We start from the raw sequence: 15639 nt of genomic DNA on the forward strand, positions 1-15639 counted from the left end.
CGGCCCCGAGCGCCCCAATGTGGCCTTGGTTGCGTTGAATAGGCACTGCGGCGCGAAGCGCCTCCGTTGAGGGTGGCGGCGGGGGCATCGGTGGAGCACCGAAGGCCACATTGGGGCGCTAGAGATCGCGGGCCAGTACCGCCTGGGTGACCCGGTCGTCGATCGACGACGTCGGTGCCTCGCGGCCCACCCACGGGTCGCCGCCGAAGTAGCGCCGGAAGATGTTCTCCGCCGTGCGGGTGGCGACCGCCTGCGTCGTCAACGTCGGGTTGGCGCCGCCCGCCGCGTTGGCCAGCGCCGAGTTGTCGGCGATGAACAGGCGGTCGACCCAGCGGGCTTCGGCCGTCGCGTCCAGCACCGAATCGGCCGCGTCGAGCCCCATGCGCATGCTGGACTGCACGTGGAGCAGCAGCGGCGCCCAGTCGAGGCGGTGCACGCTCCGCGCGCCCGCGAGCCGCATCAGCTCGGCCGACCGCGCGGCGAGGAACTCGCGGTTGCGCCGGGTCCGCGCCGTGCGGGCGCGGTGGCGGATCTCGACGCGCGGCACCGGGCCGTGCTCGTCCGGCGGGATGATCGCCGACCGCGTCACCCGGTTTTCGGCCTGGACGTCGTCGTCGGTGACGACCAGCGCGGTCAGCAGCTTGTTGACGTCGGTGAGCGCCGCCTTGAGGTCGTTGCCCACCAAGCGGCCGAGCGTGTCGGCGCCCTGGGGGCCGACGCCCGCGCCGTTGTCGTAGTAGCCGGACATCCCGGCGTCGCTGTAGGCGAAGGCGAAGGCCTGCAACGCCGGGGGCAGGCAGACGTTCTCCACCCCGCCGTAGCCGGGGAAGTCGAGGCGGGCGTTCGACCCGGCGCCCTTCGACTCCCCGGTGTACTCGTCGAAGGTGCCGACGACCCAGTCGAGGTGGTGCTCGGTCAGCCCGCGCCCGACCCAGTCGTTGGGGTTGGGCAGCCCGCTGTTGAACCACAGCCGGGGATTCTCGATGCACCCGCCGGCCAGCACGACCACGCGCGCCTCCACGGTGTGCAACGCGCCGTCCGGCGTGCGGTAGACGACCCCGCGGGCCGCCGTGCGCGAGCCGGCCCGCTCCGAGAGCACCCGCACGACGTAGGCGTCGGTGACGAGCTCCGCCGCCCGACCGCCCGGTGCCCACGCGTCGGCGGTCAGCATCATCGGGACGTAGGAGTTGTCGGTCGACCGCTTGGCCTTGAGGTTGCGCGGCGCGCGCCGCGGTTCGAGGCAGCCCTGGAAGCAGTGCCCGCAGAAGGTGCAGCCCCGCGCTTCCGGGAACAGCAGCCGCGCGGGGTCGGCGGTGCGGCCCGCGGTGCCCTGGGGCTGCAGGATCGCGTTCTCCTGCGCCCGGTAGGACGGGCCGCGGACGTCCTTCCACGTCTGGTGCGTCAGCCCCATGCGTTCGGCGCCGCGGAAGAAGACGGCTTCCTTGGTGCCCATGGGCGCCGTCCGCACCGGCAGCGTCTCCTCGCACCACTCGTAGTACGGCCGGAGTTCGGCGTAGGGGAACGGGAAAACGTGCGCGGTGTCGTACTCGGCCCGGTCGGCGCCTTCGTACCCGGCGAACGCGCCGGCGGCCGGCCGCGGGTTGTTGCCGAAGTAGTGCAGCGTCGTCCCGCCGACGCCGGCGATCTGCCAGACGAACGAGTTCTGCGGGAAGTCCCGCAGCCACGGTGCTTCTTCGCGCCGCGACGGCCCGACCCGGAACCGCCCGGTGATGGGGTCGTTGGTGTCGTCCTCCAGCCGCGTCCACTCCTGTTCCGGACGCAGGTGCCGCGCCCCGGCTTCGAGCACGAGCACGTCGAGCCCGCGGGCGGCCAGCTCCTTGGCCACGACGGGCCCGCCGCCACCGGCCCCGACGACCACGATGTCGCGCATGACGACGTCCTCCTCAGTCCGGTACCCGGTCGATTCCCCGGTAGTAGCCCTGGAATTCGGGCCAGCCCTCGCCGATCCCCTGGTACGCGCTGAGCTGCCAGCCCAGCGGCACCGCGGTCAGCCGGTTCGTGGCGCGGTCGAACACCGGCGCCTCGGAGTAGGCGATGAACGCCGCCAGCGTCGGGACGGTGTCGAGGATGAAGCGCACGGGAGTGCCGTCGGCGAGTCCCGGTTCCTCCAGCCGGCGGAAGACCTCGACCTTGTCGGCGAAGGAAAGGTTGGCGAAAGCCGCGGCGAACGGCCCCAGCACGGAGGCCGGCGCGACCTCGGCCGCGACGAGGTTCAGGATCGCCGCGACGGCCGCCGCGCCGGGCAGGTTCAGGTCGAACGGCCGGCCCACCAGCGGGTACGGGATCGCCTGGTCGTAGACGTACTCCAGCGCGGGTCCGGCACCCGCGGCGACCCCACCGTCCGAAGTGGAGGCTCGTCCCTGGTGGACGGAGAACCGGTCCCGGCCCGGCACGAGGAAGGCGACGAGCCCGTCGAAGGCGTCCTTGATCGGCGGCAGGCTCGCAGCTTCGGCCGGCGCCGCACGGAACGCGAGCAGCAGCGGAACGGCCGCCACCCCGCCCAGCACCGCGCGCCGTCCGATCGGGAACCGTTCTCCGGGCACCGCCATGATCACCACCGCGTCTCGCGTACCTGCGCCGATTGCGTTCGTGGACAACGACTTTAGGAGGATCCGGCGGCCTCGCCGGTCATTCCGGGCGGACCACCCGATCGGCCGCCGCGCGGTTGTGGCCGCCGACGGAGTCCGCCCCGCTCCGCCCGTCGTGCCGTGACAAATCCGCCGGATAAACGCGGCAACCGGAGTACATCGGAAGTTCGTGCGCAAGCCACTCCGTCCGGGTACGGTGCCTCGCGTGAAGACGAGGATGCCGCTCGCCCTGGTCCTGTCCGCCGCGCTCACGGTCGCGCTGAGTTCGCCCGCCTCGGCCGGCGGGGACGTTCTCGCGCCCGGGTTGACCGTCTCCACCACGGTCACCGGAGAGGGCACCGGGCACAACTCCTGGACCGTCACCACGCAGGTGCCCGGCGGGTCGAGCCCCGACCCGGACGCGCCGGCGTCGGTGCTCGGGACCCGCGAGCACGCCGACGCCCTCGTGACCGCCTTGCGCGGCAAGGGTTTCGCCGCGCGCGCCGAAGAGGTCGACTGGCCGGCCTTCTCCGACACCCCACGCGGTGCCCTCGGCTGGCGGGTGCGGGTCGGCTCCTTCGCCGACCGCGCGCAGGCCGCCGCCACCGCGAGCGCCATGGCCGCGAACGGCTTCCCCGGCGCCGTCGAGTGGACCGGCCAGGACGGGCCGGAAGCGCAGGGCCCGCAACGCGTCCGCGTCGCCGTCGTCAATCCGCGGCGGTTCCGCGGGGACGTCGTCGCGTCGCACGGGGAGTCGGTCGCGGGCCGGCGGACGACGTCGGCGCTGGCGGCCGCCGCGGGCGCGCTCGTCGGGACCAACGGCGGCTTCTTCGTCATCGACCCGCGCGACGGCATCCCCGGCGAGCCGGCCGGCATCGGCGTCTACCAGGGCCTCCTGCAGAGCGAAGCCACCGCCGGGCGGCCCGCGCTGCTGCTCGGCGACCGGCCGTCGATCGGCGTCCCGCGGACCGCGCTCACCGTCGGCGGCCGCGAGGTCAACGGCGTCAACCGCAAGCCCGGCCTGATCCGCAACTGCGGCGAGCCCGGCGACGTCCCGACGGACCGGCCGCTGCACGACACGACCTGCACGCACCCCGACGAGCTGGTGCTCTTCACCCCGCAGCTCGGCACGCCGACCCCGGCCGGCGACGGCGTCGAGGCCGTGCTGGACGCCCGCGACGTCGTCACGGCGGTGCGACCCGCCGGCGGTGCCGTGCCGGCCGGCGGGCACACCGTGCAGGGCATCGGCGCGGCGGCGACGTGGCTGACCGCGCACGCGCGGCCCGGCACGAGGCTGCCGGTCGGGACGCGCATCTTCGAGGGCGCGCACCCGGTCCGCCCCACCGGCGTCGTCAACGGCGGCCCGTGGCTGGTCCGCGACGGCCGGATCGCGGTGAACGCGGCGTCGGACGGCATCGTGCACCCGGGCGACCCGTCGTTCGTGTATGGCTGGGGCGTCAAGCGCAACCCGCGCACGATGGTCGGCCTCGACCGGCGGGGACGGCTGCTGATCGTCACCGCCGACGGGCGTCAACCGGGCTTCGCCGAAGGGCTTTCGCTGATCGAGGGCGCGAAGCTGATGGCGCGGCTGGGCGCGGTGACGGCGATCAACCTCGACGGCGGCGGCTCGACGGCGATGGCGATCGACGGCAAGCTGGTCAGTTCGCCTTCGGACGCGACGGGCGAGCGCCCGGTCGGCGACGCGCTGCTGGTGCTGCCGAAGCGGTGACTCAGGCGAGGGACGCGACGCCGAAGGCCAGCAGTGCGGCCGCTTTGACCACCTCGAGTCCGATGTAGACGAGGTGGGCGTGGCTGCGCGGGCCGTCTTCGCCCGCCAGCACGCGGTCCGAGCGGCGCGTCAACGCGGGCCGCACGGCGAAGAGCTGGACGAGCAGCGCGAGCACCGCGACCGCGGCGAAGACGACGGCCGGGACCGTCCGCGGCCCGGCGACCAGGAAGACGACAACACCGAGCGCGAGCACGGCTTCGACCTTGTTGAGCGCGGCGAACACCACGCGGCCGATCCCGAGCCCGAGCGGCAGGGTGACGCCGGGCGCGCGGAACTTCAGCGGCGCTTCGAGGAAGGAGATCGCGAGCACCATCCCGAGCCAGGTGAACGTGATCGCGGCGGCGAGGGTCATGGCCCCGGGATTGTAGTGTTGGATGGCCACGTGGAGCAGAAGAAATCATCCGAGCGGCTGGTGTTCTTCACCGACGCCGTGGTCGCGATCGCCCTGACGCTGCTGGTCCTGCCGCTCACCGACCTCGTGCCGGAGCTGGTCGCGGAGCACAAGCCCGCGGTGGAGGCGGTGACGGACAACTGGTCGAAGATCGTCAGCTTCCTGCTCAGCTTCGTCGTGATCGGCCGCTTCTGGTCGGTCCACCACCGCATCTTCGAGCACGTGCGCTCCTACAGCACCGCGCTCGTGCGCGTGAACTTCCTCTGGCTGCTGACGATCGCCCTGCTGCCCTTCCCCACCGAGCTGATCGGCGCGTACCGGTCCGAACGCTTCACCGTGCTGTTCTACCTGGGGACGCTGCTGGCCAGCAGCCTGTGCCACACGACGATGGTGTTCCTCATCCGCCGCGACCCGGCGATCCGCGGGGACGCCGAACCCGTGACGGACGAGGTGTTCTGGAACCACGTGCTGAGCGCGGTCGTGTTCGCGCTCGCCGTCGTGGTCGGGTTCGTCGAGCCCGGTTTCGGCTACTACGTGCTGGTGCTGCTGGCGTTCCCGTCGCTGGTCGCCCGCCTGGTGGTGGCGCGCGCCGGTAAATGAGTGGGCGGGACGGCGGCGGCGCGCTATCGTGCCGGTGACCGTGACTCGACGCCGGGAGGTGAGCCCCATGAACGCTGTTTCGATGTGGGTGCTCCCCTCGTCGTCACGGTCGGGCGACTGACGTAGGGGTCGCCGGGAGCGCTTGACGCACTCCCGAAAGGTACGAACCTTTGCAAACTTCGCATTTCACCTCGGGCGAGCCGGCGGTGGTGATCACCCGGATCACGCATCAGCTGTGGCACGCGCTGGAGGACGACCAGGTCGCCGGCCGCGGCGAGGCCACCACCCGGCCCGACGGGCGCACGTTCCTCAGCATCGACGCCTGGCACCGCTCGGTCTTCGACCAGCTCGCCGACGCGATGCTGGCCGACCTGCCCGTCTCCTCGTACACGGTCGTCGACGAGACCGACGCCGAGCTGCTGGCCGGCTGGGAACGAGCCGGCTTCACGATCCGCCGTCGCGAGCGGGAGTACCTGGTGCCCACCCGGCAGGCACCGGTGACCCCGCCTCCGGGCGTGACGCTCGTGCCCCGCGGCTCGGCTTCGGAGGGCCCGCTGCGCGAACTGGACCGCGTGATCCGGGCCGAGGTCGAGGCGAGCGTCGGCTGGCAGGAGATGCCGGCCGAGGTGCTGCCCCGGCCGGACGGCGACACCATCGTCGACCCGGCGCTGTACGCGGCCGCCGCTTCGGGCGGTTCGTACGTCGGCCTGGTCCGGGTCGTCCAGGTGACGCGGCTGCCGCGGATCGGCCTGCTCGCGGTCCGCGCGGACCAGCGGCGCCGAGGCATCGCCCGGGCGCTCCTGACCGACGTGCTGGGCTCGTTGCACGCGGCCGGAATCCCCACGGCGTCAGCGGAAGTCAAGGAGACCAACCCGGCGGCGACGGCGCTGTTCGACAGCCTCGGCGCCCGGCGGTCGGGCGGCAGCCTGGAGCTGGTGCGCCATGGCGAATAAGGGCGGCATCGAAGTCGAGGGAACCGTGATCGAGTGCCTGCGCAACGCCACGTTCAAGGTGGAGCTGCCGAACGGGCACCACGTCCTCGCGCACATCAGCGGGAAGATCAGGAAGAACTACATCAAGATCCTGCCGTACGACCGGGTCCTGGTGGAGCTGAGCCCGTACGACCTCGCCCGCGGCCGCATCCTGTTCCGCTACCGCACCTAGTCCCGCGCCGGTCGTGAGTGAGAAAAACAGTGTTAGAACACTGTTCCTCACTCACGACCGGCCAGCGCCGTCTGCCACTTCGCCGCGATGTCCCGCAGGAACTCCGGTGAGCTTTCCGCCACCCGCGGGAAGTCCGCCAGCCGCTCGTAGGGGCGGCACGCGTCGATGATCGCGCGGCTGTTGAACGGCAGCTCGCCCTCCACGGACAGCGGGTCCAGTTTGCTCCCCCAAGTCCGTTTCATCACCTCGATGTCGCCGGCCGGGTCGCTGCGCGTCGACATCGCCCAGATCACCTGGTCGAGGTCGGCCGGGTCGATGTCGTCGTCGACCACCACGACGTACCGGTTCATGTACGCCGCCGCCGGGAACTGCGCGGTCAGGTACGCCACCTGGCGCGCGTGCCCGGCGTAGCGCTGCTTCACCGACACCGCGACGAACAGCCGGCCGCCGCCCGATTCGTGGGCCCACGCCTTGACCACGCCCGGGACGCCCGACGCCGCCAGCTCGTCCTGGATCATCGCCGACTTCATCACCGTGCGCATGTACGAGTAGTCGTGCGGCGGCTTGCCCGGCGGGGCGCCGAGCAGGATCGGGTCGTCGCGGTGGTACAGCCGCGTGATGTCCACCGCCAGGTTCGGCCGCCGGCGGCCCGAGTAGTAGCCCGTCCACTCGCCGAACGGTCCCTCCTCGCGCAGGTGGTCCGGCCGCAGCCAGCCCTCGATCGCCAGCTCGCTGCCCGCCGGGATCGGCAGCCCGGTGTCCGGCCCGGTCACGACCGGGACGCGCTCGCCGAGCACCGCACCGGCGTACTCCAGTTCGGAAATCCCGTGCGGCACCTCAGTTCCGCCCAGCACGAGCAGCAGCGGGTCGTGTCCGAAGGAGACCGTCACCGGCGCGCGGCCTTCGCGCTCGAACCAGCGCCGGATGTTCTGGTCGCCGTGCTTGCCCGGTACCACCGCGAGGGTGACGGACCGGCCCTCGTCGGCCACCTCCATCCGGTAGCACCCACCATTGTGGACACCCGTGTCCGGGTCGCTGGTGACGACGAAGCAGCCCGTCCCGATGAACCGGCCGCCGTCGTGCTCGTGCCAGCGCGGCACCGGGAACGTCACCAAGTCGACTTTCTCGCCGGGGACCTCGTTGGCCAGCAGCGGCGCGTCGTCGACGGCCCGGACGGGGAAGTCCCGGGCCGCCGCCGCCCAGCGCGACGGCTTGCCGCGCAGCGCCTCGACCACGCCGGCGTCGTCGAGGTCGTCGCCCAGGCGCAGGGTCCGCCCGAACCGCCGCGGCGAGCCCGTGCTGCCGGTGAGCACGCGCATCCCCGCCGGGTAGCCGGTGATCTCGTCGAACAGCACGGCGGGCGTCCCGGGCAGCCGGTAGCTCAGCTCGGCGATCCCGCCGAGCTCGAGGTCCCAGTGCGCGCCCCGCACCGTCCGCAGCTCTCCGAACCCAGCGACGGCGTCGAGGTGCGAACGCAGGCTCAGCAGCGGTTCCGTCACGACGGCTCCCCGGCGAAGTGCGCGGCGACGACCGGCCACAGGTCCGGCCGTTCCAGCAGGCTCAGGTGCCGGGCGCGGTCGAGCACCTCCAGCCGGGCGCCCGCGATCCCGGCGGCCAGCTCGCGGGACATCTCCGGCGGGGTCGCGTAGTCCTCGGCGCCGACGAGGACCAGCGTTTCGGCCCGGACGTCGCCGAGCCGGTCCCGCGCGTCCAGCCCGCCCAGCGCCCGGCAGGCGGCCGCGTGGGCCTTCGAGTCCGTCGCGACGAAGATGTCGCACACGCGCTCGACCTCGTCGGGACGTGCCGCGCGGAACGCGTCGGCGAACCACCGGTCCCGCTGGAACTCGAGCTGGGCACGACGGTCCAGGCCGAGCGCCCGCTCGGCCCGCTGCGCCCACTCGGCGGCGCTGTCCGGGCCGTACCACGCGGTCGCGTCGGCGAGGACGAGCCGGTGCACGAGGTCCGGGCGGCTCGCGGCGAGCACCAGCGCCGTGCTGCCGCCCATGGACAACCCGATGACGTCGGCCGGGCCCGCGCCGAAGTCCTCGATGACAGCGGCGGCGTCGGCGGCCATGTCCTCCACCGTGAACTCAGTGTCGTCCCAAGAGGACTGTCCGTGGCCTCGCGCGTCGAGGGCGAGGACCTGGTGCCGCTGCCCGAGGTATTCGGCCACCGGGTCCCAGACCGCGCCGCTGAGCGCCAGGGGGTGCAGCAGCACGACGGGCCGTCCCTGCGTCCCGGTGCGGTGGACGTTCAGCTCTTTCACGCGCTCTTCCTTCCCTCGCGGGCTTCGCGACGGGCGGCCGCGGCCTTGATCGCGGTGCGGATCTCGCCGTAGGTGCCGCAGCGGCAGATGTTGCCTTCCAGGTGCTCGGTGACGTCGTCGTCGGTCGGCCGCGGGTTCTCTTCGAGGAGTTCGTGCGCCATCAGCACGAACCCCGGGATGCAGTAGCCGCACTGCATCGCGCGGGCCGCGACGAACTCCTCGACCACCTCGTCGCCGTCCGGCAGCCCGTCGGCCGTGGTGATCTCGGCGTCGTCGTACCGCGCGGCGCGGGTCAGGCAGCTCGAGACACTGCGTCCGCTCACCAGGACAGTGCAGGCGCCGCACGCGCCGACGCCGCAGCCTTCGCGCGCGCTCGTCACGCCGAACTCGCGGCGCAGCACGTCGAGCAGCAGCTCGTCGTCGGCGACGGCGAGGCGGCGGCGCCGTCCGTTGACGGTCAGCTGGATCTCCCTCATGACTGCTCCTGCTCGGTGATCGCGGTGAGGATCCGCTCGGGGGTGAGCGGCAGCTCGGTCAGCCGGACGCCGGTCGCGTCGCGCACGGCGTTGGCGATCGCCGGGGCGAGCGGGATGATCGCGGTCTCCCCGACGCCCTTGGCGCCGAACGGGCCGGTCCGATGTGGACTCTCGACGACGATCGGCGTCAGCTTGTCCGGCATGTCCTTGATGGACGGCAGCTGGTAGTCGAGCAGGGTGCCGTTGACGATCTGGCCCTCGTCGAACACGAGCTGGTCGAACAACGCGTGCCCGAGGCCCATGATCGCCGCGCCGGAGAGCTGCTGCTCGACCAGGGCCGGGTTGATCGCGCGGCCGACGTCGCCGGCCACCGCGAGGTGCTCGACGTGCACGCGCCCGGTCGCGGTGTCGACGGTCAGCTGGACGGCGGCCGCGCCGGCGAACCAGTGCTCGGTGACCTGCGGCGACTGCCCCGTCTCGTGGTCGTAGGGCTGCCACGTCGTGCTGAAGTTCGCCTCGGCGGTGAGTGTGGTGCCCCGCGCGCCGAAGTGGGCGAGCAGCAGGTCCGAGATGCTGACGGTGGCCTGGTTCTGGGCGCTGACCAGTCCGTCGCCGGTGATCTTTAGGTCGGTCTCCGCCACGTCGAAGTGCTTCGCCGCGAGCGCGATCAGCTTGTCGCGCATGGACTCCGCGGCGAGCCGGACGGCGTTGCCGGTGTGGTAGGTCGAGCGCGAGCCCGCGGTGATCGTGTCGTACGGCGTGACGTCGGTGTCCGCGCCGATGACGCGCACCCGGCCCTCGCCGAGGCAGAGCACCTCGGCGGCGATCTGCGCCATGATCGTGTCGCTGCCCTGTCCCATGTCGACGGTGCTGATCAGCACGGTCGCCGAGCCGTCCTGGTTGAGCTGCACGGTCGCGTTGGAGATCGTCGGGGTCAGCACGGCCTTGATCCCGACCGCGACGCCGCGCCCGCGCACGAACCGCCCCTCTGCGGGCGGCAGCGGCTCGGACCAGCCGATGGCTTCGGTGACGGCGTCGAGGCAGCCGACGAAGTCCGCGCTGTGCATCGGCGTGCCGACGGGTGCGATGTCGCCTTCCCGCAGCAGGTTGCGCCGCCGGAACTCGGCCGGGTCCTCACCGCGTTCGCGCGCCAGTTCGTCCACAAGGGACTCGTGCGACCACGTCACCTGCGGCACGCCGAAGCCGCGGAACGGCCCGGCGGACGGCTTGTTCGTGTAGACACACCGGGAGCGCATCCGCACGTTGTCCACTTTGTACGGTCCGGTGGCGACCATGCCCGACTTCGCGGTGATGCGCGGCCCGACGTCGGCGTAGGCGCCGGTGTCGTACCGGACGTCGGCGGTGGCGGCGACGATCCGGCCGTCCGCGTCCGCGGTCATGCTGCCGGACACCGCCGCGCCGTGGCGCGTGGTGAGCAGGAACGCCTCCTCGCGGGTGGCGGTGATGCGCACGGCCTTGCGCTGCGTCCACGCCAGCGCCGCGACCAGCGGTTCGAGGCGGTCGTACATCTTGGCGCCGAAGCTGCCGCCGAGCGGCGCGGTCCGCACCCGGACGCGGTTGAGCGGCAGGTCGAGCAGGTCGGCGAGGCTCTGGCGGACGTACGACGGCGTCTGCGTCGTGGCCAGCAGCTCGACGCGGTCGCCCTCGGGCCACGCGGCCGCGTACGGCAGCTCGATCGGCACGTGGTGGGTCGGCGGCGCCCAGAACTCGGCGCCCACCGTACTGCCCTTCGCTGCGTCCGGATCGCCGCGCTTCAAGGTGAACTCGTAGTTGACGTTCGTGTCGCGCTTGCCGCGCAGGTGCTTGAGGTCGCCGAACACCGCCGACGGCCGTAGTTCCTCGTGCACGAACGACGTTCCGGTGATGGCGGCGTCGACGTCGTGCACCGGGTCCAGCTCGTCGTAGTCGACCTGGATCTCCTCGGCCGCCCGGCGGGCCGCCGCGACGCTGTGCGCCAGCACGGCCGCGACCGGCTCACCGACGTACCGGACCTTGCCCACGGCCAGGCACGGCTGGTCGGAGAACGCGGGCCCGGTCAGCATCCGGTCGCCGAGCAGGGCGAACAGGTCCGCGCCGGTGACGACCGCGACGACGCCCTCGGCCGCGAGCGCCCGGGAGGTGTCGATCGCGACGATCCGCGCGTGCGGCCGGGTGCTGCGGTGGACGGCGACGTCGAGGCACGGCCGGACGGGTTCTTCGGCGGCGTACCGGAACTCGCCGCGGACCTTGGCGCGCCCGTCGGTGCGGGCCCACCGCTCACCGACGGCGGCGCCGGCCGAGGAACGGGATCCGTCGCTCATCGTCACGCTCCTTCCAGGAACCTCGCACGGCTTCTTCGACGGCCACCAGGCCGAGCCGCGTCTTGTAAGCGCTTCCCCCGCGCACGTCCGGCAGGGGGTCGATCAGCGGCCGGGCGACTTCCTTCGCCGTGGCCACGGCTTCGTCGACGCCGGTGTCGCCGGCCAGTTCGAACTGGGTGAACACCGGCACGTGGGCCAGCGCGCCGAGCCCGAGCCGGACCTGGCGGCGGCCGCGGGAGGCCGGCACGACCAGCGCGGCGGCCGACGCGGCCGGCCAGTCGTTGACCGCCAGGCTGGACAGCTTGGCGAAGTGCGCGCCCGCGTCTTCGGGCTGGCGCGGGATGTCGACCGCGGTGATGATCTCGCCGGGTTCGAGGGCCGTCCGCTGGAAGTCGACGAAGAACTCGCGCGCGGGCACGGCGCGCTTGCCCCGCGACGACGTGAGCTCGACGCGGGCGTCGAGCACCATCAGCGCGGTCGGCGGGTCGAGCCGGTAGTCGCCGTGCGCGAGGTTGCCGCCGACGCTCGCGGTGTTGCGGACGCGCGGGTTGGCGACCCGGCCGTAGACCTCGGCGGCCAGCGGCGCCAGTTCCCGCACGAGCGGGCTGGTTTCCATCTGCCGCAACGTGACCAGCGGGCCGGCGCGCAGGCCGTCCCTGGTCCGGGTGATCTCCCCGAGGCCCGGGACGGCGCCGATGTCGACGAGGTCGGACGCGAAGAGGACGCCCTGCTTGAGCAGGATCTGGACGGCCGTCCCGCCGCCGTAGACCATCGCGTCTTCGCCGGCCGCCATGAGCGAGCAGGCTTCGCCGAGCGTGTCCGGGTAGTGGTAGACGGGCATCAGCTCTTCTTCCCGAACAGACGCGCGAGGAGGCGGCGCCACCAGGAGACCGGGGCTTCGGTCACCGGGCCTCCGGTCACCGGCGCGGGCCCGTTCCGGCGTTCGAGGACGCTGCGCAGGCCGGGGTTGTCCGGCCCCGGCGGACCGGCGGCGCAGATTTCGGAGAAGGCCGCGACGAACTCCTTTTCGACCTCCTGCGAGCGGCGGCGCACGAGCGACTCGCCGAGCCTGCCGATCCGGCCCCAGATCGCGACGTCCAGGCTGTAGTCCACTTTGGACGAATCCGGGCCGTCGGGCTGGACGGCGAGCCGCGCGTCGATCTTGATGGAGCTGCCGAGCTTGTGGTCCTCGCCCTTGAGCAGCGCGCGCACCAATTCCGGCTCGGCCAGCTCGGTGATCTCCGCGGAGAACCCGGCGCTGAACCGGACGTGCGCGATCTCGTTGACGAGCCGGCCGCGGTAGTGCTCCGCGTCCGCCCGGTCGAGTTCCGTGCAGCCGGGCACGCTGACCCGCATCGAGTCGGGGTCGAGGAAGTGCGCGAACACGCGTTCGTGGCCGGCGGGAACGAGGAAGGAGGAGCCGAGCTTCATTTCTGACCACCAGAGAGGACTAGGTGTCTGATATAGAGGACACTAACACGGTCCTGGCGACACGCAAACCCGCTCGGCTACCGTGCGCGAAGGAAGAACGACGAGGGGCGAGGATGACGAGCGACGTACCAGCGGTGCTGAGCGCCGTGCGGCTCCTGGAGCGGATCGCGAGGGACTGGCCGGAACCGGTGGCCTCCGGGGTGCTGATCGAGGAGCTGGGGCTCAACCGCAGCACCTGCTACAACATCCTCGGGACCCTGCAGCGCGCCGGCTGGACGACCAGCCGCGACGGCTGGTCGCTCGGCCCGCGCCTGCTCGCGATGGCGCGCTTGTCCGACGACTGGATGACGGAGATCGTCCAGCAGGAGCTGGACGCGCTCAACCAGCGGATCAACTTCGTCGTGTTCGCCGTGCAGCCGCACGGAAAGGGCGCGTACTCGGTGCTGGCCAAGGGCGACCGGGGCAAGGGAGTGCGCATCACGGTCGGCGTGGGCGACACGTTCCCGTTCTCCGCACCGGCCATCATGCGAGCGTTCCACGCCTGGACCGACCCGGCCGAGGTGGACCGGCTGGTCGAGCAGTTCGGCGTGGAGGAGTTCACCCCCGAGACGGTCGCAACCCGCGAGGAGCTGCGCGAGGTCTTGGAGGACACGAGGGAGCGCGGGTACGCCGAGAGCATCCGCGAGTACGACCTCGGCCAGTCCGGCGTGGCGGCGCCGGTGTTCGACGCGCAGGGTCACGTGTGCATGGTGGTCTGCTCGCTGGCGTTCGCTTCGGAGCTGAACGAGTCCACTGTGGATCATTATGGGTCGCTGATCAGGGAGTGCGCCGCGCAGATCACCGAACGCACCGGCGGCGCGGCGAAGGTCGCGGACTGAGGTCGCCTGCTTGAGGGCGCTCGGTGGGGATCGCCGAGCTGAAGCCGCCGAGGTCACGCAGCTAAAGCCGCCCGACCAAGGCCCGCCCGGCCGAGGCCGCCCACCCAAGGCCCACCCCGCCAAGGCCGCCCAGCCGAAGCCGCCCATCGAAGGCCAACCCCGCAAAGTCCACTGTGGATCACCTTCGCCCTGGTCCGCAAATCTGGCCGCAAGTCCAGCAGAAAACCGCATTTGCGGATCAATTTAGATTCTGACTCCGCACCTGCGGACGAGACCCGAGTCCAGCATCCCGGACCACTCCTTGACCTCCGCCACCACCTGACCTACGGTTCCGCATGCAGGACTCGATGTCCTACCTAGAGGACAAGACTTCCGGCCCAAGGCGGCCCGGAAAGGAGATCCCGTGTCCGAGGTCGCGCTCGCCCGGAAACCCTGGGCCAAGACACTGAACCGCACCCAGTGGCGGTCCCTGCTCGCCGCGAACCTCGGCTGGCTCTTCGACGGCTTCGAGACCTACGCGCTCATCCTGACCGCCAGTCTCGTCCTGAGGACACTCGAGCCCGGCGCCCCGGCCACCCAAGTGTCTTTCCTGACCGGCGCCACGATCGCCGTCACGTTGCTCGGCTGGGGCTTCGGCGGGATCGCCGGCGGGGTGTTCGCCGACTACTTCGGCCGCCGCAAGGCCCTCCTCACTTCGATGGTGCTCTACGCCGCCTTCACCGGCCTCACCGCGGTTTCCTGGTCGTGGACCTCGTTCCTCGTCCTGCGGTTCATCACCGGCTTCGCGCTCGGTTCGGAGTGGGGCACCGGTACCTCGCTGGTCGCCGAGACCTGGCCGGCGCACGCGCGCGCCAAGGCCGCCGGCCTCATGCAGTGCGGGCTCGGGCTCGGGTTCTTCGTCGCCTCGGCGTGCTGGTACTTCATCGCGCCGCTGGGGCCGGACTCGTGGCGGTACATGTTCCTCATCGGCGTGCTGCCCGCGCTGTTCGCGTTGTGGTTGCGCCGCAAGGTGCCCGAGTCCGAGTCGTGGACCAGTGCGCACCGGCGGCGTCGCGAGCTGAAGCAGCGGGACGGCGAGCTGACCGCTCACGAAAAGTCGTTCACCCGCCTCACCCTGCGCCAGATCCTGGTCGACCCCAAGCTGCGCAGGCTGACCATCCTCGGCTCGCTGATGTCCCTGGTCACCACCCTCGGCTGGTGGGGCATCTCGACGTGGGTCCCCGCCTACGTCGCCTCGCGCGCCGCCGCCGACGGGCATTCGGCCACCTCGTGGGCGAGCGGTGCCGGGATGATCTACAACGCCGGCGCGATCGCCGGGTACATCGCCTTCGGCTTCATCGCCGACCGGGTCGGCCGGAAACCCGCGGTGCTGCTGTACTTCGCCGCGTCGCTCGTCCTCACCCCGGTGCTGTTCCTGTGGACGCACAGCCTCGGCCTGATCGTCGTCGTGCTCGTCGTCAACGGCTTCTTCACGCTCGGCCAGTACACCTGGATGCCCGTGTGGCTGCCCGAGTTCTACCCCACCCACCTGCGCGCGACCGGCGCGGCGTTCGTGTTCAACGCCGCGCGGTTCATCGCCTTCCTCGGCCCGCTCACCGCCGGCGCGATCATCTCGAAGCTGGGCGGGTACGGCGTCGCCGCGACCGCCGTCGGGTCGATCTACGTGCTCGGCCTCGTCGTCGCCCCGTTCTGCCCCGAGACCCGGGGCCACCAGCTGCCCGACTGATCCCCGGAA

The 15639-nt window shown here is 71.9% G+C and carries 15 protein-coding genes; 6 read left to right on the forward strand and 9 right to left on the reverse strand.

The genetic code is table 11. From position 1 onward, the window contains the following. Positions 1 to 118: 118 nt before the first annotated feature. Positions 119 to 1891, reverse strand: coding sequence for a GMC family oxidoreductase N-terminal domain-containing protein (locus ACIQWX_RS30845; RefSeq protein ID WP_400878388.1), 1773 nt, complete (start codon positions 1889 to 1891; stop codon positions 119 to 121). A gap of 13 nt (positions 1892 to 1904) precedes the next feature. Next, positions 1905 to 2570 (reverse strand): hypothetical protein, encoded by a 666-nt coding sequence (locus ACIQWX_RS30850; protein WP_400878390.1) that lies wholly within the window; start codon positions 2568 to 2570, stop codon positions 1905 to 1907. A gap of 244 nt (positions 2571 to 2814) precedes the next feature. On the opposite strand from ACIQWX_RS30850, the gene ACIQWX_RS30855 reads away from it, so the two are divergent. Further along, positions 2815 to 4317 carry a phosphodiester glycosidase family protein gene (locus tag ACIQWX_RS30855; RefSeq protein WP_400878393.1) on the forward strand — a complete coding sequence of 501 codons (1503 nt, stop codon included), beginning with the start codon at positions 2815 to 2817 and terminating at the stop codon, positions 4315 to 4317. Between the two features lies 1 nt (position 4318). On the opposite strand, the gene ACIQWX_RS30860 is transcribed toward ACIQWX_RS30855, so the two are convergent. Further along, positions 4319 to 4729, reverse strand: coding sequence for a hypothetical protein (locus tag ACIQWX_RS30860; protein ID WP_400878396.1), 411 nt, complete (start codon positions 4727 to 4729; stop codon positions 4319 to 4321). A 30-nt stretch (positions 4730 to 4759) separates the two neighbouring features. Here ACIQWX_RS30860 and ACIQWX_RS30865 point away from each other — a divergent pair, with 30 nt between their 5' ends. The 3 genes from ACIQWX_RS30865 to infA all read left to right on the forward strand — a co-directional run bounded on the left by ACIQWX_RS30865 (position 4760) and on the right by infA (position 6532). Further along, on the forward strand, positions 4760 to 5368 hold the full coding sequence (locus ACIQWX_RS30865; RefSeq protein ID WP_400878398.1) for a TMEM175 family protein: 609 nt from the start codon (positions 4760 to 4762) through the stop codon (positions 5366 to 5368). Between the two features lie 170 nt (positions 5369 to 5538). Further along, positions 5539 to 6321, forward strand: a complete 783-nt coding sequence (locus tag ACIQWX_RS30870; protein ID WP_400878401.1) for a GNAT family N-acetyltransferase — start codon at positions 5539 to 5541, stop codon at positions 6319 to 6321. Then, a complete protein-coding gene (gene infA / locus ACIQWX_RS30875) occupies positions 6311 to 6532 on the forward strand; it encodes a translation initiation factor IF-1 (protein ID WP_400878403.1) in 222 nt (73 codons plus the stop codon). Before ACIQWX_RS30870 ends, infA begins: the two co-directional genes overlap by 11 nt. A gap of 47 nt (positions 6533 to 6579) precedes the next feature. Here infA and ACIQWX_RS30880 read toward each other — a convergent pair whose 3' ends face one another. From ACIQWX_RS30880 to ACIQWX_RS30905, 6 genes are read right to left on the reverse strand one after another with little or no spacing between them, the layout of a single operon-like run. Next, positions 6580 to 8031: a UbiD family decarboxylase gene (locus ACIQWX_RS30880; protein ID WP_400878406.1), complete on the reverse strand. Its 1452-nt coding sequence runs from the start codon at positions 8029 to 8031 to the stop codon at positions 6580 to 6582. Next, positions 8028 to 8798, reverse strand: a complete 771-nt coding sequence (locus ACIQWX_RS30885; protein WP_400878408.1) for an alpha/beta fold hydrolase — start codon at positions 8796 to 8798, stop codon at positions 8028 to 8030. Before ACIQWX_RS30885 ends, ACIQWX_RS30880 begins: the two co-directional genes overlap by 4 nt. After that, positions 8795 to 9274 carry a (2Fe-2S)-binding protein gene (locus tag ACIQWX_RS30890; RefSeq protein ID WP_400878411.1) on the reverse strand — a complete coding sequence of 160 codons (480 nt, stop codon included), beginning with the start codon at positions 9272 to 9274 and terminating at the stop codon, positions 8795 to 8797. Before ACIQWX_RS30890 ends, ACIQWX_RS30885 begins: the two co-directional genes overlap by 4 nt. Continuing rightward, positions 9271 to 11595, reverse strand: a complete 2325-nt coding sequence (locus ACIQWX_RS30895) for a xanthine dehydrogenase family protein molybdopterin-binding subunit (protein ID WP_400878414.1) — start codon at positions 11593 to 11595, stop codon at positions 9271 to 9273. The genes ACIQWX_RS30890 and ACIQWX_RS30895 overlap by 4 nt, the downstream gene beginning before the upstream one ends. Continuing rightward, positions 11552 to 12436 carry an FAD binding domain-containing protein gene (locus tag ACIQWX_RS30900; protein ID WP_400878417.1) on the reverse strand — a complete coding sequence of 295 codons (885 nt, stop codon included), beginning with the start codon at positions 12434 to 12436 and terminating at the stop codon, positions 11552 to 11554. The genes ACIQWX_RS30895 and ACIQWX_RS30900 overlap by 44 nt, the downstream gene beginning before the upstream one ends. Beyond that, entirely contained in the window at positions 12436 to 13026 is a 591-nt protein-coding gene (locus ACIQWX_RS30905) for a CoxG family protein (protein WP_400878421.1), read from the reverse strand. Before ACIQWX_RS30905 ends, ACIQWX_RS30900 begins: the two co-directional genes overlap by 1 nt. Positions 13027 to 13139: 113 nt before the next feature. On the opposite strand from ACIQWX_RS30905, the gene ACIQWX_RS30910 reads away from it, so the two are divergent. Next, the gene (locus ACIQWX_RS30910; RefSeq protein WP_400878424.1) at positions 13140 to 13904 is read left to right on the forward strand and encodes an IclR family transcriptional regulator; all 765 of its coding nucleotides are present in this window, start codon (positions 13140 to 13142) and stop codon (positions 13902 to 13904) included. Between the two features lie 403 nt (positions 13905 to 14307). Continuing rightward, complete coding sequence (locus ACIQWX_RS30915) at positions 14308 to 15630, forward strand: MFS transporter (RefSeq protein WP_400878427.1); 1323 nt, start codon at positions 14308 to 14310, stop codon at positions 15628 to 15630. Positions 15631 to 15639: the final 9 nt, after the last annotated feature.

The sequence above is a fragment of the Amycolatopsis sp. NPDC098790 genome (genome assembly GCF_044759945.1).
Lineage (GTDB): Bacteria > Actinomycetota > Actinomycetes > Mycobacteriales > Pseudonocardiaceae > Amycolatopsis.

Excerpts from the sequence above, each read along its gene's own strand:
- ACIQWX_RS30900 (WP_400878417.1), bottom strand. The coding sequence starts at position 12,436 with ATGCCCGTCTACCACTACCCGGACACGCTCGGCGAAGCCTGCTCGCTC.
- ACIQWX_RS30860 (WP_400878396.1), bottom strand. The coding sequence starts at position 4,729 with ATGACCCTCGCCGCCGCGATCACGTTCACCTGGCTCGGGATGGTGCTC.
- ACIQWX_RS30850 (WP_400878390.1), bottom strand. The coding sequence starts at position 2,570 with ATGGCGGTGCCCGGAGAACGGTTCCCGATCGGACGGCGCGCGGTGCTG.
- ACIQWX_RS30890 (WP_400878411.1), bottom strand. The coding sequence starts at position 9,274 with ATGAGGGAGATCCAGCTGACCGTCAACGGACGGCGCCGCCGCCTCGCC.
- ACIQWX_RS30905 (WP_400878421.1), bottom strand. The coding sequence starts at position 13,026 with ATGAAGCTCGGCTCCTCCTTCCTCGTTCCCGCCGGCCACGAACGCGTG.
- ACIQWX_RS30845 (WP_400878388.1), bottom strand. The coding sequence starts at position 1,891 with ATGCGCGACATCGTGGTCGTCGGGGCCGGTGGCGGCGGGCCCGTCGTG.
- ACIQWX_RS30910 (WP_400878424.1), top strand. The coding sequence starts at position 13,140 with ATGACGAGCGACGTACCAGCGGTGCTGAGCGCCGTGCGGCTCCTGGAG.
- infA (WP_400878403.1), top strand. The coding sequence starts at position 6,311 with ATGGCGAATAAGGGCGGCATCGAAGTCGAGGGAACCGTGATCGAGTGC.
- ACIQWX_RS30895 (WP_400878414.1), bottom strand. The coding sequence starts at position 11,595 with ATGAGCGACGGATCCCGTTCCTCGGCCGGCGCCGCCGTCGGTGAGCGG.